17 protein-coding genes are annotated in these 19,488 nt (G+C 72.9%); 9 read left to right on the forward strand and 8 right to left on the reverse strand.

The window, feature by feature from the left end; all coding sequences use genetic code 11:
- Positions 1–149 precede the first annotated feature (149 nt).
- The 4 genes from POF43_RS23445 to POF43_RS23460 are packed head-to-tail and all read left to right on the forward strand — an operon-like array spanning position 150 to position 4,907.
- Complete coding sequence (locus POF43_RS23445; RefSeq protein ID WP_271314619.1) at positions 150–1,139, forward strand: hypothetical protein; 990 nt, start codon at positions 150–152, stop codon at positions 1,137–1,139.
- The gene (locus POF43_RS23450; protein ID WP_271322999.1) at positions 1,136–3,307 is read left to right on the forward strand and encodes a hypothetical protein; all 2,172 of its coding nucleotides are present in this window, start codon (positions 1,136–1,138) and stop codon (positions 3,305–3,307) included. The genes POF43_RS23445 and POF43_RS23450 overlap by 4 nt, the downstream gene beginning before the upstream one ends.
- Positions 3,304–4,272: a hypothetical protein gene (locus POF43_RS23455; protein WP_271322998.1), complete on the forward strand. Its 969-nt coding sequence runs from the start codon at positions 3,304–3,306 to the stop codon at positions 4,270–4,272. The genes POF43_RS23450 and POF43_RS23455 overlap by 4 nt, the downstream gene beginning before the upstream one ends.
- A 47-nt stretch (positions 4,273–4,319) precedes the next feature.
- Positions 4,320–4,907, forward strand: a complete 588-nt coding sequence (locus tag POF43_RS23460) for a hypothetical protein (RefSeq protein ID WP_271322997.1) — start codon at positions 4,320–4,322, stop codon at positions 4,905–4,907.
- On the opposite strand, the gene POF43_RS23465 is transcribed toward POF43_RS23460, so the two are convergent.
- Both POF43_RS23465 and POF43_RS23470 read right to left on the reverse strand, forming a co-directional pair.
- Complete coding sequence (locus POF43_RS23465; protein WP_271317999.1) at positions 4,895–5,884, reverse strand: TolB-like translocation protein; 990 nt, start codon at positions 5,882–5,884, stop codon at positions 4,895–4,897. The two genes, POF43_RS23460 and POF43_RS23465, sit on opposite strands and share 13 nt — an antisense overlap.
- Positions 5,885–6,173: 289 nt before the next feature.
- Entirely contained in the window at positions 6,174–6,929 is a 756-nt protein-coding gene (locus POF43_RS23470; protein ID WP_271322996.1) for a GntR family transcriptional regulator, read from the reverse strand.
- A 184-nt stretch (positions 6,930–7,113) separates the two neighbouring features.
- On the opposite strand from POF43_RS23470, the gene POF43_RS23475 reads away from it, so the two are divergent.
- The gene (locus POF43_RS23475) at positions 7,114–7,587 is read left to right on the forward strand and encodes a hypothetical protein (RefSeq protein ID WP_271322995.1); all 474 of its coding nucleotides are present in this window, start codon (positions 7,114–7,116) and stop codon (positions 7,585–7,587) included.
- Positions 7,588–7,844: 257 nt separating this feature from the next.
- Here the strand turns inward: POF43_RS23475 and POF43_RS23480 are convergent, their stop codons facing one another.
- On the reverse strand, positions 7,845–8,837 hold the full coding sequence (locus POF43_RS23480) for a LysR family transcriptional regulator (protein ID WP_282704736.1): 993 nt from the start codon (positions 8,835–8,837) through the stop codon (positions 7,845–7,847).
- Between the two features lie 66 nt (positions 8,838–8,903).
- On the opposite strand from POF43_RS23480, the gene POF43_RS23485 reads away from it, so the two are divergent.
- The 4 genes from POF43_RS23485 to POF43_RS23500 all read left to right on the forward strand — a co-directional run bounded on the left by POF43_RS23485 (position 8,904) and on the right by POF43_RS23500 (position 13,836).
- Positions 8,904–10,148 carry an MFS transporter gene (locus POF43_RS23485; RefSeq protein ID WP_271316295.1) on the forward strand — a complete coding sequence of 415 codons (1,245 nt, stop codon included), beginning with the start codon at positions 8,904–8,906 and terminating at the stop codon, positions 10,146–10,148.
- Positions 10,149–10,589: 441 nt separating this feature from the next.
- Positions 10,590–10,934 carry a MerR family transcriptional regulator gene (locus tag POF43_RS23490; RefSeq protein WP_271316294.1) on the forward strand — a complete coding sequence of 115 codons (345 nt, stop codon included), beginning with the start codon at positions 10,590–10,592 and terminating at the stop codon, positions 10,932–10,934.
- A 301-nt stretch (positions 10,935–11,235) separates the two neighbouring features.
- Entirely contained in the window at positions 11,236–11,439 is a 204-nt protein-coding gene (locus POF43_RS23495; RefSeq protein ID WP_010985872.1) for a cold-shock protein, read from the forward strand.
- A 660-nt stretch (positions 11,440–12,099) separates the two neighbouring features.
- Positions 12,100–13,836: a DEAD/DEAH box helicase gene (locus tag POF43_RS23500; protein ID WP_271324909.1), complete on the forward strand. Its 1,737-nt coding sequence runs from the start codon at positions 12,100–12,102 to the stop codon at positions 13,834–13,836.
- Positions 13,837–13,917: 81 nt separating this feature from the next.
- Here POF43_RS23500 and POF43_RS23505 read toward each other — a convergent pair whose 3' ends face one another.
- Genes POF43_RS23505 through POF43_RS23525 form a run of 5 tightly spaced genes read right to left on the reverse strand, consistent with a single transcriptional unit; the run spans position 13,918 to position 19,344 of the window.
- A complete protein-coding gene (locus POF43_RS23505; RefSeq protein ID WP_282704737.1) occupies positions 13,918–15,138 on the reverse strand; it encodes an MFS transporter in 1,221 nt (406 codons plus the stop codon).
- A 5-nt stretch (positions 15,139–15,143) separates the two neighbouring features.
- On the reverse strand, positions 15,144–15,713 hold the full coding sequence (locus tag POF43_RS23510) for a GNAT family N-acetyltransferase (RefSeq protein ID WP_271317020.1): 570 nt from the start codon (positions 15,711–15,713) through the stop codon (positions 15,144–15,146).
- Positions 15,714–16,970, reverse strand: coding sequence for an alanine racemase (locus tag POF43_RS23515; RefSeq protein WP_271324914.1), 1,257 nt, complete (start codon positions 16,968–16,970; stop codon positions 15,714–15,716).
- On the reverse strand, positions 16,967–18,298 hold the full coding sequence (locus POF43_RS23520; RefSeq protein ID WP_271324913.1) for a DUF6271 family protein: 1,332 nt from the start codon (positions 18,296–18,298) through the stop codon (positions 16,967–16,969). The genes POF43_RS23515 and POF43_RS23520 overlap by 4 nt, the downstream gene beginning before the upstream one ends.
- Positions 18,280–19,344 (reverse strand): phytanoyl-CoA dioxygenase family protein, encoded by a 1,065-nt coding sequence (locus POF43_RS23525; protein WP_271324912.1) that lies wholly within the window; start codon positions 19,342–19,344, stop codon positions 18,280–18,282. Before POF43_RS23525 ends, POF43_RS23520 begins: the two co-directional genes overlap by 19 nt.
- Positions 19,345–19,488 lie beyond the last annotated feature (144 nt).

Here is a 19,488-nt window from a genome sequence, read left to right on the forward strand (position 1 = left end):
ATGTGTCCGGTGTCATGCCGGGTACGCACCGCGAGTGCACACCTCGGACGCGGACTTCGCGACAGTCGAGGAACCGGCCCGGCGGCGAACAGCCCCGGGTCGGGGACGGTGCCGCCGGCACCGACATCACGACTGCGTGGAGGCTCATGATGACCCCGTACTCCGCTCCGCTGCCCGCGGCCGCCACCGCCGCGCCGAACACCGTCAGCCGGCCGCTCCCGCCGTACCGCGGAATCGTCGCCGTGGACGCCAAGGACTTCACCGGGCGGCCGGCCATCGAACACGCCGAGATCAGCCGCAGCGTGCCGGAGTTGCTGGAGGCGTCGCTGAACCGGGCCGGCCTCGCCCACCTGTGGGCCGACCGCAGGTTCCCCAACTCCACGGGCGACGGTTACGTGTTCGGTTTCGACCCGGCCCACCTGCCGTTCATGATCCACCCCTGGCTGAACACCCTTCAGGACGTGCTCACCCGGTTCAACGCCGGCTCGCCGGGGGTGGCGCCCATCCGGCTGCGCGTCAGCCTCCACGTCGGCCCGCTGCCGGACTCCGGTGGCGAGTTCGACGGCAACGGCACCGCGCGCAACGACACGCACCGACTGCTCGACTCCGTCCCGGTCAAGGCGATCCTGGCGGCCTCCAGCGAAAGCATCACCCAGGTCGCCGCCATCCTGTCCGACCGTGCCCACCAGGACGCCGTCGCCGGCGGCTACGCGGGACGGCACCCCGACCACTTCCTGGAGGTCCCGGCCACCGTCGAGGGCAAGACGTTCGCCCAGCGTGCCTGGCTGTACATTCCGGCGCCCTCGGGGAACCTCTACGACCGCCGCATCCTCGGGGAGCAGGTCATGGCCGACCAGCGGACCCCCGGCGGGACCTGTGACGACCAAGCCGATGACGCCCCCGCCACGCGGACCGACATCAAGGCGGACAACGGCATCGTCAACACCGGCCGGGTATCGGGCGGCCAGCACCTGTCCAACCGCGGCGGCGACCACATCGGTGACCGGGTGGAGGGCTCCAAGATCGGCAGCATCGGCGGCGAACACATCGGCGGCGACAACAACGGTCACCGGGTGGGAACCGTCCACGGCAACCTGGGCGACGTCGTGCGCGACGGCCAGCGCAAGCAAGACCGGTGACGGCCGCACTGCCCGCAGGTTCCTCCCCCGCCGAGGAGGAACCGCCCCCCGGTGAACCGCTCCCGCCCGCCCCCGGCCCGGAGACCGAGGACGTGACCGGGGAGCGCGAAGAGTGGCTGAGCAAACTCCTCTACGGCCGCGTGACGATCCTCGCGCCCAACGGCATGATCAACACCGGTGTCCTGTACGGCGGCCAGCGGATGAATCGCGGCGAGGGCCCGGCCGGCGAATCCCCCGCCCCGCCACCCGAGCAGGCGGGGCCCGTTCCGAAAGCGGACCTCGACGAGGCCCTGACCGCGTTCGTCGAACCCACGTGGTTCGGCACAGCACGCACCAAGCTGGACACCGGCCTGCTCCTGCTCTCCGGCGCCCGGCGCAGCGGACGGCGTACGACGGCGCTGAACCTGCTGTCCCGGTACCCCGGCCCGCCCATCCTCCACGCCGTCGACGCGGACGCGGATCTGAGTACCTGGCATCCGGCCGAGAACGTCAAGGGGTACCTGCTGGACGGCTCGCCCGGGATGCTCCGGCGCGGTGTGGTCGACAGGCTGCGGGCCAGGCTGGCGGCCGCAAGGACCCGCATGGTCGTGGTGCTGCCCGACGACCCGGCACTGCTGGACCGGCTGGAGGAGGAACTCGGCGAAGCGCCTGTGCCGTGCCTGCCGCCGCCCGCCACCGCGATCTTCGCCCGGCACTTCGAGCACCGGGTGCCCAGTGCCGCCGACCGGGACCGTCGGCTCGGATGGGTGGACGGCAAGGACCTCGCGGAGACACTGGAGACCGGCATGGCCCCCGCCGCGGTGGTGGAGGTGGTGGCCCGGCTGGCCGCCATGAACGGCCCGCCGGCGGACGGCTCGTCGGTCTTCGACTCGGTGGAGGGCTTCGACCGCCGGGAGGCACGTCTGCTGGTGGAGAGCCTCCGCAACGATCCCGCCAAGCTGGCGTTCCTGCTGTCGGTCTGCGTCTTCGAAGGACTTGATCACCGGCTGATCCGCGCCGAGGCCGACCGCCTGCTCACGGTGGCCGCCGGCCGGCTCGACATCACCGTGCCCGGGCCGCCCGACGGCAGCAGCGCCGGCGTGGACGTGCGGAACCCGGAGTTCGTGCTGCGCCACTCGCTGAGCGAGCTGCTCCACGCGATCCGGGCCGTCCAGTCGACGGTGGAGATCCGCCATGCCGGCTACCCCTTCCGGGCGGAGCCGGTCAGCTTCGCGGAGCGCGGTCGGGCCAGGGCGCTCCTGGAGCACATGTGGCGCCAGTACAGCCGGATGGGGCCGCTGATGACCCAGTGGCTGGAAGGCATCGACAACCGGGTCGAACTCACCCTTCCCACGGGGGAGTTCATGGGGATGGCGGCCCGGTGGAGCGGCGGAAGCAACTCCCTCGGGCACATCCGCGAACTGACCCGTTCCGACCGCTGGACCAGTCGGGAGATCGCCTCCTACGCGCTGGGCGTCGCCGCCAAGGACGCCCTGCTCGCCAAGGAGATCAAGCACCGGCTCCGGGAGTGGAGCACGCAGGCGAACTGGCAGTCCCGATGGACCGTCGCACGCATGTGCGGGACCGAGTACGGAACGACCAGGCCCGATGAGGCGCTCGGCCTGCTGCACCGCCTGGCGGGTGTCACTTCCGGCGGCCACCTGGAATCGGTCGTCCTGCAGGCCACCGTTGCCCTGCACAACCTCTTCGTCCGGGGGGACCGCGACGCCGTCTTCCAGGCGGTCCGCGACTGGGCCGACGAGGACCACCCGGTGGCCGGCATCGCCCTGCGGACGTTCCCGGCTCTGCTGAACCACGACCGCGACTGGTTCGGCGGACAGCTCACCAGCGGCGGCGAGTGGTCCGGCCCGATCGTGGACCTGGCACGCCGGGGGCTCGACGAGGAACGGCACTATGCCAACACCTGCCGGGTGCTGCTCCATTGGTGCGTCGACGCCGCCGAGTCGGACGAACTGCGGTCCGCCGTACAGATGTTGCTGTCGCGGCTCGCCATCGACGTGAGCCACGGCGTCCTCAGGCTGTTCGTGACCATCGACCGGAACGAGGCCCCGGACCCGGCCTGCAAGGACATCGCGGCCGCAGCACTGCGCGACTGGCGCGAAGGCGGTGCCAGTTCGGCACACCGGGCACAACCCAGCCCGTCACGGGCGGAATGGACGTACACATGACGACCGACACCCCCATCTACCGGCAGGCCCCGCTGTCGGGGCGGCGCGAGATCGTGCGCGCGCGGCTGTCCGGGCGGCGGGACCGCGCCCTGGTCGTACGGGACCACGAGGGCGTGCACCACGTGCGGTGGCCGCCGCGCCGGCAGGCGGTGCACCCCACGCTGACGCCCGAGGCGGCGGACACCCGCAGCCAGGCGATCCGCTGGACCCTGCCCGCACTGTTGCGGCGCGGCGGTTACGACCAGGCGTTCCACGTCGATATCAGTGATCACCCCGGCGCCCTGACGGTGAGCCTCGCCGAGCCCTACGGACCGGAGTCGGCCACGTTACGGGTGGTGTGGTGGGTGCACGACCCCGCACGCGTGGTGCGGGCGCAGGCCGCCTACCCCTGGGACGTGGTCAGGACCGAACTCGGCCACCACGTCGACGCGTTGTCGCAGCGTTACGAGTCCTCCGGAAGCGTGTTCGGCGTCGCCCAGGCGCGGCAGGAGCTGGCCGCTCCCCGTCTCGTGGGGGACTACGGCCTCGTCTACCAGGTCACGGACGTGCGACCCCGGGACGCCGGCGGCGAAGTGCTGCTGGGGTCGTCGCACGGCGGCGGCTTCCCGGGTATCTGGTCGGCCAACCGGCGCGAGGAGTACGACTTCTGCCTGCGGGCGATCCACAGCGGTCCCGCCGCGCTCGCCGCGTTGTGGCTGATGAACCAGCCCGATCAGGTCTCCCGGGTGCTGGACTGGGTCTCCCTGCACGACGACGTCATCCAGCGGGAGCAGGACTGGCAGCACGAGATGGCCGGGCTGCTGGGGCGGCTCAGTGACGAGGAACAGTTGGAGTTGTCGGTGCTGGTCCGCGATCGGTTGCGCGGTCTGGGACGGCGCGTGCCCGCCCGGCCGGGCCGTCCGGTGACGTCGGTCAACGGTTCCGGCGGCCGGCCGTCCGACCTGACGAAGCGCCGCCCGGTGTGACACCGACCGCGCTGGCCCCTCCCCGACCGCGTCGGCACAATGCCCCCATGGGATTCGACAGTGTGCCGATGCCGGACGGGGTGGCGGGGCGGCCCCGGGACGGGCGGGGGTATCCGGTGCCGGCCATCACGCCGTGGGAGGGGGCCGAGCCGCAGTTCGCGCTGACCGACTGGGGGCGCAGCGCCGACTGTGCCCGGGGGCGGCGGTGTTCGGTGTGCGGGCGGGCGATGGGTGCCGGAGCGGTGTGGCGGGTGGTCGGGGCGGCGGAGTGCGCGGCGATCGGTGAGGCGCTGGCGGCCGGGCGGCCGTACCGGAACATGGCGCCGACGCTGGAGGGGCCCGGGCACCGGGCGTGCATGCTGTACGCGTCGATGGTCTGCCCGTACCTGGCCCGGCCGAACGCGCGGCGCGGGGTGTCGGCGGCCGCGCCGGACGAGATGACGGATCACGTCGTCCGGGGCGCGGCGCGCGGTGCGACCGGCGCGGTCGTGGGGTTCGGGCAGTACGAGTACGCCGTCACCCCCGACCAGGTGCTGTTCCGGTTCCTGGACGTCGTCGAGTTCCTGCCGCACGACACGGCCGACGCCCATCTGGCGGAACTGCGCGCGGAGTTGGCGCGGGATCAGCCGCGGTAGGCGGGCAGGCCCGTGTAGCCGGAGACCTTGACCGGCTGGGCGCCGTCGACCTTGAGGGTGACGATGCCGTCCGGGGTGCGAGCGGCGACCGTGCTGCCGTCCGGCGACCAGGCGGGCTCGGTGTAGTCGGTGGTGGCGTTCGGGGTGAGGTCCTTGACGGCCGACTTGGTGCCGCCGGCGGCCAGGAAGAGGTGGTCGTGGCCGGCGACCGAGCGGACGAAGACCACGTGGCCGTCGTCGGTGGGCGCCAGGGCCGGCTCGGAGCCGGGGGCGAGCACGCCGCCCTGCTGCCGCAGGTTGTCGTCGCGCAGGTAGACCTCGCCGTTGGCGGCGTTGGCGTACACCGAACTGCCGTGCTGCCCGGCCGCGTCGGGCCAGACGTTGCCGGACTGCGGCGGGGTGCTGTTCGCCTCGCCGCCGTAGCCGTTCAGGCCGAGCTTCTTGGGCGTGCCGCCGACCGCGGTGGCCCCGATCGTCTCCAGGACCGCGGTGGAGCCGGAGCCGGAGGTGAAGATCAGGTTGTCCTTGGCGGGCACACCGTCGGCGGTGTCGGCCGGCGCGACCTGCCAGGTGGGGTGCGACCAGTTCACGCCGCCGGGGTTGTGCGCGACGACGGTGCGCCCGGTGCCGTCCGGGTGGGAGACGACCAGGTCCCCCGAACCGTCGACGAACGCGGCCCGGGAGCCGTCCGGCGACCACGCCAGGTCGCGGACCGCGGTGCCGAAGTCGATCCGGGTGCCGTTCATGACCACGTAGCGGGTGCCGTCGGAGATGGTCAGCCCGTTGGTCGCGGTGCCGTTGATGACGGAGGCCGGGGCCGGCGAGGCCGAGCCCGCGCCGGGACCGGCGGCCGGGGAGGTGGTGCCGTTCGCCGTCGGGGTCAGCGGGCCGCAGCCGGTGAGCAGGGCGGCGGTGCCGGCGGTCATCGCGACGGTGAGCGCGACGGCGGATCTGGTCAGGCGGGCGCGTGCGGGCATCGTGTGGGTCCCCCGGGAAGTGTCGATCGGCGTTGCGGGTGCGCGGACGGTGTCCGTCGGCGCGTGCCGTTGACACACAGCATGACCGGCCACTGTGCACGCCGTGTGCGACGGCTGTCACAGCGGGGCAACAACTCCACGTCACAGGGCGGTTGAGCACGACCGCGATCACGACGGCTACCGCGATCACGACTGCGGCGGCGGCTCCCGGCGACCCCGTCAGCGCGCCGTTCGCCGGCGCCCGCCGCCTCGCCCCGGCCCCGTCCGCCGGCGACCGCCCCGGCCCCGGTCAGTCCTGCGGCGTGCCGATCTCGTAGACGATCTCGTAACGGACGTCCGGCACGGTGAAGTCGGCGGTCTCGACCGGGCGGCCGTCGGAGTCGTAGAAGGTGCGCTCGATGTGCGTGACGAGGTCGCCGGGGTTGAGGCTGAGGCGGGCCGCCTCCAGGCGGTTGGCACGGCCCGGGCGCAGGGTCTCCTTGGCGGACTCGACGGTGACGCCGATGATCCGCATGCGTTCCACCACGCTGAGGCCCTGGAGTTGGCCCATCTCCGGCATGTGCACCGAGGAGCCGCCGGTGACGGCGACCGGTTCCCAGCTCATGCCGAGCTGCGCGGTCCGGCGGTCGGCGAGGAACTCGTAGCGGGTCCGCATGCACAGGTCGCCCTCGGCGACGCGCAGCCGCCGCGCGATGTCGGCGGGCGCCGGGGCCACCTTGCTGCGCGCGAGGCTGATCGAGGACCGGCCCAGCTCGATGATGTCGGTGCCGGCCAGCATCGCGGCGTTGACGTCCCGGCCGACCGAACGCACCAGGCGTCTGCGTTCACGCGGCTCCCGGACGAACGTGCCGGAGCCGGCCCGGCCCACCAGCAACTCCTCGATGATCAGCAGGTCCACGGCCCGCTGGGTGACGTTGCGGCCGACGTCGTACTCCACCGCGAGCCGGGCCCGGGACGGCAGCCGGGCGCCGGGCAGCCACTCACCGCGCTCGATACGACGACGCAGGTCGTCGGCGACTTCGAGGTAAGGGGCCTCGCGTGCCATCCGCGGTCTCCCGCCTGCTGTGTTGAGGGCTCTCTGCAGAAACTGCCCCTGGGCCTGCCCCGCGGGCCGCCCAGAGAGTGCCCATTCGACCATCAAGCGGACGTCGTTGACAAAGCTACTGCATCAGGTTCAATCTGCTTAAGTAGCCTTACGATCAGTGATGAACCGCTCACCAAGGACACCCGTGCGTTCACCCGAATCCCGCGCCCGCGCCGTGGCCGGCCGACTGGCGGCGGCGACCGGCACCGAGGCGCGCACGACCGAGACCCCGGACGCCATCCGGGTCGAGGCGGACGTGCCGGAGGCGATCGGCCTGGAGTCGCTCGCCGCGATCGTCGCGGCACTCGGCACCGCGGACCACTACGGGCACGACCTGACGTCGGGCACGGGCGTCGCGTGGGCGGAGATCGACCTGCCCGGGAGGACGGATCGGGAGGACACGGGTGGGCGCAACTCCCCGCACCGGCACGGCACTTCGGGCGACCCCGCCGGCCCTCCCGGGAACGGGGGGTCGGACGGCTCGGACGGCCCCGGTGATTCCGGCGGCTCGGACGGCCCCGGCGGCTCCGGTGATTCCGAGGGCCGCGGTGGCTCCGGAGGTTCCAACGACCGCGCCGGGAACGAAGAGTCCGGCGGTCCCGGACAGCGCGGCCGGTGACGGTGACGGCGGCCCGGCATGCGGCGGTGACGGCGGGCGGGGAGGCGGCACGGCCGGGCGAACCGGGCTCGGGGGCCCAGCTGTTGGGGAGGTGAGCGGGGGAAACGGCACCCAACGTCCAGCCGCCCGGCCTGCGTTGGTCGTACGGTCGGCGGTGCCGCCGTCCACCGTGAACAGCGTTCCGCCGTAAAGGAGTTCAGCCCTGGCCGGCCCACGGAGACCGGTGAGCGCCCCCTGACGTCGCCCACGCCCCCGCCTCACCCACCTCCCCCTTCCGCACCCACAACCCCCGCACCCGCAACCCCCGCATCCGCACCCCCCGCATCCCCCTCCGCGCCCCCGAAGCACTCCTGCGCCCGGGTCAGCACCATCGCGGCGAAGTCGGCGGTGACGGGGGTGCGGTGGCGGGCGGTGACGTGGGTGAGGCCGACGGTGCGGTGGGCGGTGGGCTCGGTGAGGGGGAGGTCGACGAGGCCCGGCGTGGCGACGGACGGCGGCGGCAGGACGGCGACGCCGAGCCCGGCGGCGACGAACCCGCGGATGGTGGAGATCTCGGCGCCCTCGAACGCGACGCGCGGGGTGAATCCGGCCGCCGCGCACAGGTCGTCGACCAGCCGGCGCAGCCCGTACCCGGCGGTGGCCATCACGAAGTCCTCCCCGGCCGCGTCCGCCAGCCGCACGGCGCCGCGGCCGGCGAGCCGGTGGCCGGCCGGGACGACCAGCCGCAGGGGTTCGCGGGCCACCGGGGTCGCGGTGACATCCGGCTCGTCGGGCAGCGGCGAGGTCAGGCACAGGTCGACCTCGCCGGACCGCAGTCGCGCCAGCAGCCCCTCGGCGTTGGACTGCACCAGCCGGAACCGCACACCGGGGCGCCGGGCGCGGAACCAGCTGACCAGTTGCGGCACCGGCGCGGTGCCCAGCGCCGGCAGGAAGCCGAGGGCGATCTCGCCGGGCCGGTCGGTGGCCCGGCGCAGTTCATCGGCGCCGACCGCGATCTCGTCCAGCGCGGTCCGTACCCGGCCCAGGAACACCCGGCCCTGGCGGGTCAGCCGCAGCCCGCGGCCCTCGCGGTCGAAGAGCGGGCAGCCCACGGCGCGTTCGAGCCGGGCGACGCTGCGGCTGACGGTGGACTGCGGGACGCCCAGCTCGTCGGCCGCGCCGGACAGGTGCTCCAGCCGGGCGACCGCGGCGAACCGCACCAGGTCCGGGCACAGGCTCATCAGCTGACGCCGATCATCAGACCATTCCATACAGGGAATGTATTGGATGCTTTGATGCATTGGACGCATCACCGCCGCCCTGCCTACCGTTCCTGGGTGACTGAGAGCGCCCTACCCGCGCCCGTGCGCGCCGCCGTCTCGATACCGCCCGCGCACCTGCGGGGTACGCCGGGCTTCCGCCGGGCGACCCTGGCGCTGTTCGCCGCCGGTATGACCACCTTCATGACGCTGTACTGCGTGCAGGCGCTGCTGCCGGCGTTCTCGCACGACCTGCACCTGTCGCCGGCCGCGTCCTCGCTGACCGTCTCGGTCTCGACCGCCGCGATGGCCGTCCTGGTGGTGCCGCTGACCGCGGTGTCCGACGCGTGGAGCCGCACCGGGATGATGACCGCCTCGCTGAGCGCGGCGGCGGTGCTGGGCGTGGCGGCGGCGTTCGCGCCGAACTTCGGCACGCTGCTGGTCATCCGGGTGCTTCAGGGCATGGCGCTGGCCGGACTCCAGGCCACCGCGATGTCGTACCTGGCGGAGGAGGTCGACCGCGCGTCGCTGGGCCAGGCGATGGGCCTGTACGTGGCGGGCAACGGCATCGGCGGCATGGCCGGCCGGCTGATCGCCGACGGCATCCTGGACGTCACCGGCAGCTGGCGGTGGGCGCTCGGCGGGGTGGGGGTGCTCGCGGCGGTGAGCGCGCTGGGGTTCCGGCTGCTGATCCCGGCGTCGGTGCGGTTCGACCGGCGTGACCCGAACCCGCGCGCGCTGGCGTCCGGCATCGCCCGCGCCCTGCCCGACAGCGGCCTGCAACGGCTCTACCTGGTCGGCTTCCTGGCGATGGCGGCGTTCGTCACCGTCTACAACTACCTGGGCTTCCGGCTGATCGCGCCGCCGTTCGGGCTGTCGCAGGCCACGGCCGGCCTGCTGTTCACCACGTACATCGCCGGGTCGTTCTCCTCCGCGACGGCCGGCCGCCTGGTCGACCGCTACGGCCGCCCGCGCGTCCTGGCCCCCGCGCTGGCGATCACCCTCACCGGCCTCGCCCTCATGCTGATCCCCGCGCTCGGCGCGGTCGTGCCCGGCCTGGTGGTCTTCACCGTCGGCTTCTTCGCCGCGCACGCCGTCGCCAGCAGCTGGGTCGGCGCCCGCTCCCGCTCGCTGGGCGCCCAGGGCGCCGCCGTCTACCTCTTCTGCTACTACATCGGCAGCGCGGTCGGCGGCTCCCTCGGCGGCGTCTTCTACTCCTCCGGCGCGTGGAACGGGGTCTCCGCCTACTGCGCGGTCCTGATCGCCGTCGCCCTGCTGTCGGCGGTCACCCTGCGCAGGCTGCGCCCGATCCCGGTGCCGTGACCGTCCCCCGTCTCCCGTACGGCGTCCCCCGCACGCCGCACTCCGCCGTCCTTCGCACCCTCCCGTCTGCCGTACGCCGTCCTGCGCCGCGCTCCGCTGTGATCCGTGTCGCGTTCCGGGGCGGACCGCGGCGCCGGCCGGGTCGCCGGCCGCCCCGGCACGGGGGACGTACCGGTCGCTGACGGGTGCGCTGGTGGGGGGCGTGCGGTGGGGCCGGAGGCGCTCGTGGCGGCCGGTCGTCATCCGTTCGTGCGACCGCGTCGGCGCCCGGCACGGCGGGGGACGAGTGCCGCGTCACACCCCGACGCGGCGAATCGTTCCGGCGGCAATCGCGGGGAAGCGCATATGCTCTCTCCGGTAGCGGGAAAAATCTGTCGCCGTCGCGGTAGACATGACGAACTCCGGCGACTAGATTTTCTTTCGTACACGACAGAGGTGCATGTGACCCAAGAGCCCCGCCCCAGCACGGTCGACCGGTTCGACGACGACGACTACCCGGCCTACACCATGGGCCGCGCCGCGGAGATGATCGGCGCCACCCCGGCATTCCTGCGCGCCGTCGGTGAAGCGCGCCTGATCGCCCCCCTCCGTTCCGAGGGCGGCCACCGCCGCTACTCCCGCTACCAGCTGCGCATCGCCGCCCGCGCCCGCGACCTCGTCGACCACGGCACGCCGGTCGACGCGGCCTGCCGGATCGTCATCCTGGAGGACCAACTGGATGAGGCCCTGCGCCTCAACGAACGGCTGCGGGACGACCAGGACGGCGGCGGCGACCGGACGGGCTGAGGCGGCACTCCACCGGGGGCGGAATATCTACGGCCCCAGGTGCAGAAATCAGTGGCACGCGAAGTAAGAGTTCAACCGACCGGGACGTCGTGGCAAGGGCACGCCTCGCCCAGCAGGGCACGCCATGCTATCTTCGTCCTCAGTTGCAGTTGTGGTTCCCCAAACTTCAAGTGCCTCACCGGCTTCACGGTCGGCGGGTGCACTTTTTCATTTGCCGGTGCTTTTTGCCGGAAGGGTCAATCATCGCGGCAACTCGGAGGTCGCACAGTGCGGCCCCGGCACTGCCCCGAGGGAGAACAACATGGCATCTGGCACCGTGAAGTGGTTCAACGCGGAAAAGGGCTTCGGCTTCATCGAGCAGGACGGCGGCGGCGCCGACGTTTTCGCCCACTACTCGAACATCGCCACGTCCGGCTTCCGTGAGCTTCAGGAAGGCCAGAAGGTTAACTTCGACGTCACGCAGGGCCAGAAGGGCCCGCAGGCCGAGAACATCGTTCCCGCCTGACGCTGACGCGTTCACGTGGCCGGGGCCCGCACCTTGGGGTGCGGGCCCCGGCTTCGTCTCTTTTCGCCCCATCCCGCGCGGCCATGACGGCCGCGCGCGGCAGCGAGGGACGGCAACGGCCGGCCCCCGCCGAGGATCAGCACAGCGCAGGACCCGTACGGCACGGCTCCGACAAGTGCCACCGTCGCGATCCGCGGCGCGCGGACCTGGAATCGCACCAGCGGCTGCCCGGATTCCCATCGAGCGCCCGCTGACGGCCCGCCGGTCATCGCACGGCGATCCGTCCGGAGTACGCGGTCGGCGGGAAATCCCGCGGTGTCCGGCGGACCCCGTGACCGAGCCGGATTCCAGCGGAGCGCACCGGAGTACCGCCGGGGCAGCCCCGGAGTCCGCCAAGGCACGTCCTGAGTGTCCGCCGAAGGCAAGTCCGGCAGTACGCCCGAGGCGGAATGGGGAGTCATCCCCATTCGACCGCCCCACCCGTTCACGCAGCAGGACCGACATTTCCTCCGGGTAATGCCGGCCCCGCCGAAGTATCCGAAGTACCGGAAACATTCCGGGAGTTCGGATTTCGTTTTTCATCCGGCCCGTGCCTGCGACCCCGCGCTGCTCATTCCCGCGAGGCTTCCCCGATACGTGCCGCATCGAGGAAGGTTTCGTATGAAACGCACGACCGGCACGAACGATCGCCCCGGGCGCTCCGGCGCACCCACCGGTTCCGGCGCCGGCTCCGGCGGCCGTTCCGGCGCCAACTCCGGCGGCAGCCGTTCCGGCTCCGCCGCGGGCGGCGGTTCCCGCTCCGGCGGTACCTCCGGTTCCGGGTCCGGCTCCCGGTCCGCCTCCGGCGGCAACCCCAACTCCCGTTCCGGCAACGGCGCGAACTCCGGTTCCCGTTCCGGCTCCGGCGCCAACGGCGGCAACCGCTCGGGTTCCGGCGGCGGTTCCGGGTCCGGACAGCGCGGCCGGTTCCGTTCGCAGGGCCCGGCGCGGTCGAAGGGGTCCGGCAACTCCGCGGGCTCGCGCCGTCCGGTCGCGGTGACCGGCGAGTTCGCCGTACCGGTGCCGATCGCGCCGGCGCTGCCGCCGGTGGAGTCGTTCGCCGACCTCGGCATGCCGGCGCCGCTGCTGGAGACGCTGACCGCCCAGGGCATGCGGGAGCCGTTCCCCATCCAGGCCGCCACGCTGCCGAACTCGCTGGCCGGCCGGGACGTACTGGGCCGCGGGCGCACCGGATCGGGCAAGACGCTCGCGTTCGGTCTGGCGATGCTGGCCCGCACCGCGGGGCAGCGCGCCGAACCGCGCCACCCGCTGGCCCTCGTCCTGGTACCGACCCGCGAACTGGCCCAGCAGGTGACCGACGCGCTCACCCCGTACGCCCAGGCGCTGCGGCTGCGGACCGCCTCCGTGGTCGGCGGCACGTCGATCAGCCGGCAGGCCGGTCTGCTGCGCGGCGGCGTGGAGATCCTGGTGGCGACCCCGGGACGGCTGAAGGACCTCGTGGTGCGCGGCGACTGCGCCCTGGACCGGGTCGCGATCACCGTGCTGGACGAGGCCGACCAGATGGCCGACATGGGCTTCATGCCGCAGGTCACGGTACTGCTGGACCAGGTGCGGCCGGGCGGGCAGCGGATGCTGTTCTCCGCGACGCTGGACCGCAACGTCGACCTGCTGGTGCGGCGTTACCTCGACGACCCGGTGGTGCACTCGGTCGACCCGTCGGCCGGTTCCGTCGTCACGATGGAACACCACGTGCTGTACGTGCACGAGGCCGACAAGCACTCGGTGACCACCGAGATCGCGGCCCGCGACGGCCGGGTGATCATGTTCCTCGACACCAAGCGCGCCGTCGACAAGATCACCAAGCACCTGCTGAACAGCGGGGTGCGGGCGGCCGCGCTGCACGGCGGCAAGTCCCAGCCGCAGCGCACCCGCACGCTCAGCCAGTTCAAGACCGGTGACGTCGGGGTGCTGGTCGCCACCAACGTCGCCGCGCGCGGCATCCACGTCGACAGCCTCGACCTGGTCGTCAACGTCGACCCGCCCGCCGACCACAAGGACTACCTGCACCGCGGCGGCCGCACTGCCCGGGCCGGCGAGTCCGGCAGCGTCATCACCCTCGTGCTGCCGCACCAGCGCTCCGAGGTCAGCCGGCTGATGAACGACGCCGGTGTCACGCCCACGGCGACCCAAGTGCGTTCCGGCGAGGCGGAGTTGACCCGGATCACCGGTGCCCGCACCCCGTCGGGCGTGCCGGTCGTCATCAACACCCCGGCCCCGGAACGCCCCAAGCGCGCCCCGGCCGGCGGCGGTTCGGCCTCCGCTTCCCGAAGCCGCCGCAGCCGCCCCGCCCGTCCCGCACGCCCGGTGGCCGGCACCCCGCGCCGCCGCAACGGGTAGCACGGACCCGCCCTGCGGGGTGGAGCGCGGTGCGCGTGCCGAAGCCCCCGGCCGGATCGACGGCCGGGGGCTTCGGCGTGCTCACGGGTGGGCGGGGGCGGCCGGTTCGGGGGCCGGCGCTCCGTCGGTCAGGCCGGCGGCGGCCGGTTCGGCGGCGTCGGTCCAGCGGATCCGCAGGCTGCACAGCGAGACGATGACCGCCGAGACGGCCACCGCTCCCAGGCCCCACACCAGGCTGCTGGCGCTCGCTATGAAGCCGATGACCGGCGGCCCGGCCAGCAGGCCCGTCGTTCCCATGGCGGCGACCAGGGTCAGCGCGTCGGAACCGCGCGCCGCCGCGGCCACGTAGACGCACGGGGTCACCGCCGCGATGCCCAGCCCGACGCAGGCGAACCCGAGCAGGGCCGGCACCACCCCGCCGGCCAGCAGGGCCACCGCCAGCCCGAGCCCGGCCACCGCGCTGCCGACCCGGACGATGCGGGCGTCGCCCCAGCGGCTGCGCCAGCCGTCGGCGAACAGGCGGGCCAGCACCATCATGACCGAGACGACGGCGATGCCCATGGGCGCCAGTTCCGCCGACGCGGCGGCGACGTTGCGCAGGTAGAGGGCCGACCAGTCGTTCATGGCGCCCTCGGTGATGGTGCCGAACGCCATGGCCAGGCCCATCCACAGCGTCATGCGGGCCGGCAGGCTCCAACTGCGGCGGGTCTTCTTCTCCTTGACCGGGGCCGGCTGGTCGCGGGTGAGCAGTCCGGGCCCGGCGTAGGCGACCAGCAGCACCAGGATGACGGCGGCCACGCCGAAGTGCGCCACCACGGTCGAGGTCAGCGCGTTCATGCCGGAGGCCAGGAGCGCGGCGAACAGCGACCCGGCGCTGAACGTCGCGTGGAGCCTGGCCATGGCGTTGCGCCGGTACTCCACCTCCAGCGCGGCGCCCTGCGCGTTCATGGCCACGTTCAGGCAGCCCACCAGGACGCCGTCGCAGCACATGACCAGCAGCGCGAGCGGGTAGTCCGGCGCCGCGGCCAGCGCGAAGAGCAGCAGGGCCAGGCCGAGCGCCGACAACAGCGCCAGCCGGCGCGAGCCCAGCCGTCTCATCAGCGACGCCACCAGCGGGAACGACGCGGCCGCGCCGATGCCGGCGGCCATCAGCAGCAGGCCCACTTCCGCCGTGGTCAGGCCGAGGTGCGCCTTGATCGCGGGAATCCGCGACGCCCAGGTGGCGTACTGGAATCCGAGGGCGCAGAACAGGGCGGCGATCGCCAACTGCGCCCGGCGGAAAGGATCGTGCACGCGGAACATGTGAATCAGCCCACTCCGTCTTGCGGTGATGACCCGCGCGGGGAGGCGCCGGTCGGCTTCGGGTGGCCGGACGGGTCCGCCGGCACCGTCATGGACATGTACGCGGAGTTGGCGCCGTAACCCTCCGACAGGGCGATTTCCCGGTGGCCGGTGAATCCGTTGGCCGCCCAGAAGGTCTCGGTGCCGGCCACCGCGACCAGGGAGACGCTCCGGTAGCCGTGCGTGCGGGCGGTCGACAGCAGGTGCCGCAGCAGGTGCCCGGCCAGTCCCCGGCCGCGCAGGTCAGCGGCCACCACGCAGTCGTGCAGGTGCAGGTTGGCGGAGGTGAAGGCGGTCTCCTCCGGGCCGCCCAGCTCCGGGTACCGGCTCTCGGGGTAGGGCAGCGCCAGCAGGTAGCCCGCCAGTCGCTGCCCGAGGTCCAGCGCGAAGCAGGTCCGCGGTGACGCGCGGACCTTGGACTCCAGCGCGGCGCGTTCCTCCGACAGCCCGAGGGGTTCGTACGCGGCGGCCTCCAGGGCCACGATCGCGTCCCAGTCCCCCTCGCGGACCTCACGTATCCGGGTCGGCGGCGTCATCTACCGCACCCCTTCCGGCAGTCGGGGCCGCTGGTCGTCCGGGCCGCTGTCCTCGCCGCGGATCCAGGTGTACGGCAGCGGGCTGAAGCCGTTGAACCCGCGCGTCATGTAGCTGATGGCGTAGGCGCCGCAGGACAGCACCCAGACCGGGTCACCGGAGACGACCGCCTCGGGCACCTGGACCAGGCCGTGCTCGTGGGAGTAGGCGTCGTCGCTGTCGCAGCTGGGACCGGCGACGACGGCCGGCACCCCGGCGGCGTCGCGGTGGGTGGGGAAGACGAGCCGGTAGTGCAACGCGTCCATCTCGTACAGGCCGTTGAACTTGCCGCAGCTGAGGTAGAGCCAGCGCCGCGGTTGTCCGTCCAGGCCGTGCCGTACGGTCAGCCGGGCCACGTGCGCGCGGATGGCACCGTGGTCGGCGACCAGGTAGCGGCCCGGTTCCACGACGAAGTCCAGGCCGGCCCCGGCGATCTCCCGGCACCGGCGCATCCCCTCGCGGACGACGACGAAGATCTTGTCCAGCGGCGGGTCCAGCTGCTGCCCGCGGTGGTCGAGGTAGCCCAGCGCCGGCAGGCCGCCGCCCATGTTGACGTGGTCCAGCGACATCCCGCGCCGGGCCAGGGCGGTGAGCACGTCCGCCAGCCGGTCGAACGCCGTCCGCCAGGCGTCGGCCGTCATCTGCTGCGACCCGACGTGGACCGACAGCCCCGCCGGGGTCAGCCCCGCCCGCCGGGCCGCCTCCATCACCGCCACCGCGTCGGCGGCCGAGCACCCGTACTTGTGGCTCAGGCCCCACAGGGCGCCCTCGCCGTCGGTGGCCAGCCGGCAGAACACCCGGGCGCCGGGGGCGTGTTCCGCGATCGCCCGGACGTCCTCCAGGCAGTCGGTCGCGAACAGCCCGATGCCCAGGCGGTGGGCGTCGGCGATGTTCCGGTCGGACTTGACGGTGTTGCCGTAGTGGATGCGGTCGACCGGCACGCCGGCCCTGATCGCCTGCACGATCTCGTTCGGGCCGGCCGCGTCGACCCCGGCGCCCGCCGCCGCCAGGCAGGCCAGCACCTCGTCGACCGGGCACGCCTTCATGGCGAACCGCACGGCCACGCCGGGCAGTTCACGCACCAAGGACGCGTAACGCGCCTCGATCCCGGCGAGGTCGAAGATGATCCGGTCGTCGGTGGCGGCCGCCAGGGCGGCGAGCAGCGGTGAGTTCCCGTGGGCCGTCTCGTGGGCCGTCTCGTGGGCCGTCTCGTGGGTCATCGGCTGCCCCGGTCCGGCTGGCGCTGAACGGAACGCGGCCGGGTGAGCCGGGCGGCGGCCACCATCGGCTCCCACGCCTCGATGAGCAGCGCGAAGTCCTCGGTGTCCTGCTGGGCCTCGGCGAGCAGCCGCTCGCGGCGTGCTGCCAGGACGTCGGCGAACTGCGCGTACCGGTCGCCCAGCCGGCAGTAGGACCGGTCCAGGCTGTCGAGCCGCGCGACGTTCTCCGAACGGTCCAGCCCGGTGCTCTCCCGGACGAACCCGGCGACCACGGACGCCCGTACCCGGTACTGGTCGTCGAGCAGCGACTCGCCGGCCTGGGCCATCCGGTCGTAGACGTGGTTGAGGTACAGCATCGACAGCACGAACTTCACGAACCGCGTCTGGTACGCGATGAATCCCTGCGGGGTCCTGCGCTCGCCGGTGTAGTAGTTCACGATGTGCCGGTTGTGCAGGACGCCGGGCAGCGCGGCGGACTCCACCAGGTGCATGAGGAAGTAGTCGCTGCCGATGGTGTCGGTCGCGGGCGGCAGCGGCACGCTCTCGTGCACCCGGTGGAAGCTGATGTTGCACATGTCCACCCGCATGGGGTCGACGACCGTCAGGGTCGAGTCGTCCCGGGTGAACACCTCGGCGCCGGCCCCGAGAAACGATTCCTCAGCGAGTTCCCGCTTGCGCTCGGCCGACCACTCGGCCGGCGCCCACAGGCCGACCATGTCGAGGTAGACGTCACGGTCGCGTTCGAGGATGTCGCCGATGTCCACCGACAACTCCCCCACGAACGACGCGCCCACCATCGTCACCGGCCGGTCCGCGTACCGGGCGTCCAGCGTGCTGCGCGTCACGCCGCCCACCGCGTCGGCCGCGCGCGATCCGATCGACGTCAGCTCGTGGTGCACGGGGAAGACCGGCACGCCGTCGACGGTCTGGTAGCGGCTGTCGGAGTCCCTGCGGTGCACGGACTCGCAGCCCAGCGCGGCGGCGATCAGGAACGCCCGGTTGGTGCACGCCCCGTACGACAGGGCGGCCGGGAGCATCAGGTCGAGCATCAGGTCGGGCTTGGCCGGGCCGGCCCGGTGGATCACCTGCCGCAGGAAGTCCCGCTGCACCGCCTCGTCGAAGTGGTGCACGACCACCCCGGGCACCGCGGGCAGCTCCCGGACGACCGCGGCGTGCGCGGCGAACACCGGCGCGGCGGAGGAGTCCAGGATCAGCAGGTGGACCTCGACGTCGAAGTGCCCGGCCGCGTAGGCCGCCTCCTCGCCGATGGCCGTGATCGCCTCGGCGCAGGCCCGGTTGGTGGGAAGGGTCAGACAGATTCGGCGCATGCCGGTTCTCCGGTCGTCACGTCGCGTTCCGGCCCGCTCCACGACTCCAGGCCCAGCAGCCTGGCGCCCAGGCCGGTCAGTTCGGCGGTGCCGTACCTGAGGGATTCGTGCTTGTCGGCGTCGCCGACCAGCGTCGCGTTCCAGTCCGGCGTGCTGAGGTTGCGCCAGGAGTCCACCCGGGACGCGCGCAGCCGCTCGTTCGACTCCAGCGCGGGCATCATGGACAGGTACTGGACCGCCCGCACCCCGTTGTCGGAGGTGTTGCGCGCCACGCCGTGCGCCAGCAGGCCGTTCCAGATCAGCAGGTCGCCGGCCTCCAGCTCCGGCCGGACCACCGGGAACTCCGCCCGGTCGCACGCGGGCCGGATCGGGTCGCGGTCCGCCGGCTGGGCGACCCGCCAGGGGTCGAACCGGCGGAACAGCTCCGGCGAACACTGGAAGCCGCCGTGGTCCGGCCGGGTGTCGTTCAGGGCGATGATCCCCTGGACCCGCTGCGGCAGCACGCCGAGCGTGGTGTCGACGTCCCAGTGCAGCTCGATGTCGAAGCCCTGGTCGGTGGGCGCGATGAGCGCGCGGTCCCGGTTGCGGACGTTGGGCGGGTTGAGGTTGAGCCGGTCCAGGGTCACCCACAGCTGCTCGCAGTCCCACACGTCGACGAACGCGTCGTAGACCCGCTGCGCCTGGCGGCTGTCCCACATCAGCTGGTGGTGGTACGCCTCGACGAACCCGTAGATGTGCAGCTCACGGTCCAGGTCCGACCGGAACTCCCGGTCCTGGTACCAGGTCTCCGGCCGTTCGGGGTCGAGCCCCTGGAAGTCCCAGGCGAAGTCCAGCAGCCGCTTGGCCGCGTCGGCGGGTATCGCGCGCTTCACCACGACGTATCCGTAGGTCTGCCAGAAGGCGAAGTCCTCCGGCGACAGCACCCGCAGCGGCCGGGTCTTGCGCAGGTCGCGCAGCATCGTCTGCGCCAGGTAGGTGTCGCCGTCCGAGCTGAAGTACGGGACGTCGCTGGGCGCGCGGTACAGGTAGCGGTCGGGCACCGGCATGCAATCACTCCAAGGTTCGAACGCTTCCCGTCCCCGGGCGGATGCCTCTCGCCGGCGGCGGCTCGGCCCGGTCGGGTCACGCCGGCGGGCCGGCCGCGCGTCGGCGGGCGGCTCGGCCGGGGCGGGTGGCTCCGCCGGGCGGTT

Source organism: Streptantibioticus silvisoli (assembly GCF_027947535.2).
Classification (GTDB): Bacteria; Actinomycetota; Actinomycetes; order Streptomycetales; family Streptomycetaceae; genus Streptantibioticus_C; species Streptantibioticus_C silvisoli.

What these genes read in the sequence shown, in the direction of transcription:
- POF43_RS23445 (WP_271314619.1), top strand. Translation starts at nt 150, where the DNA reads ATGACCCCGTACTCCGCTCCGCTGCCCGCGGCCGCCACCGCCGCGCCG.
- POF43_RS23455 (WP_271322998.1), top strand. Translation starts at nt 3,304, where the DNA reads ATGACGACCGACACCCCCATCTACCGGCAGGCCCCGCTGTCGGGGCGG.
- POF43_RS23460 (WP_271322997.1), top strand. Translation starts at nt 4,320, where the DNA reads ATGGGATTCGACAGTGTGCCGATGCCGGACGGGGTGGCGGGGCGGCCC.
- POF43_RS23465 (WP_271317999.1), bottom strand. Translation starts at nt 5,884, where the DNA reads ATGCCCGCACGCGCCCGCCTGACCAGATCCGCCGTCGCGCTCACCGTC.
- POF43_RS23470 (WP_271322996.1), bottom strand. Translation starts at nt 6,929, where the DNA reads ATGGCACGCGAGGCCCCTTACCTCGAAGTCGCCGACGACCTGCGTCGT.
- POF43_RS23480 (WP_282704736.1), bottom strand. Translation starts at nt 8,837, where the DNA reads ATGGAATGGTCTGATGATCGGCGTCAGCTGATGAGCCTGTGCCCGGAC.
- POF43_RS23495 (WP_010985872.1), top strand. Translation starts at nt 11,236, where the DNA reads ATGGCATCTGGCACCGTGAAGTGGTTCAACGCGGAAAAGGGCTTCGGC.
- POF43_RS23500 (WP_271324909.1), top strand. Translation starts at nt 12,100, where the DNA reads ATGAAACGCACGACCGGCACGAACGATCGCCCCGGGCGCTCCGGCGCA.
- POF43_RS23505 (WP_282704737.1), bottom strand. Translation starts at nt 15,138, where the DNA reads ATGTTCCGCGTGCACGATCCTTTCCGCCGGGCGCAGTTGGCGATCGCC.
- POF43_RS23510 (WP_271317020.1), bottom strand. Translation starts at nt 15,713, where the DNA reads ATGACGCCGCCGACCCGGATACGTGAGGTCCGCGAGGGGGACTGGGAC.
- POF43_RS23515 (WP_271324914.1), bottom strand. Translation starts at nt 16,970, where the DNA reads ATGACCCACGAGACGGCCCACGAGACGGCCCACGAGACGGCCCACGGG.
- POF43_RS23520 (WP_271324913.1), bottom strand. Translation starts at nt 18,298, where the DNA reads ATGCGCCGAATCTGTCTGACCCTTCCCACCAACCGGGCCTGCGCCGAG.
- POF43_RS23525 (WP_271324912.1), bottom strand. Translation starts at nt 19,344, where the DNA reads ATGCCGGTGCCCGACCGCTACCTGTACCGCGCGCCCAGCGACGTCCCG.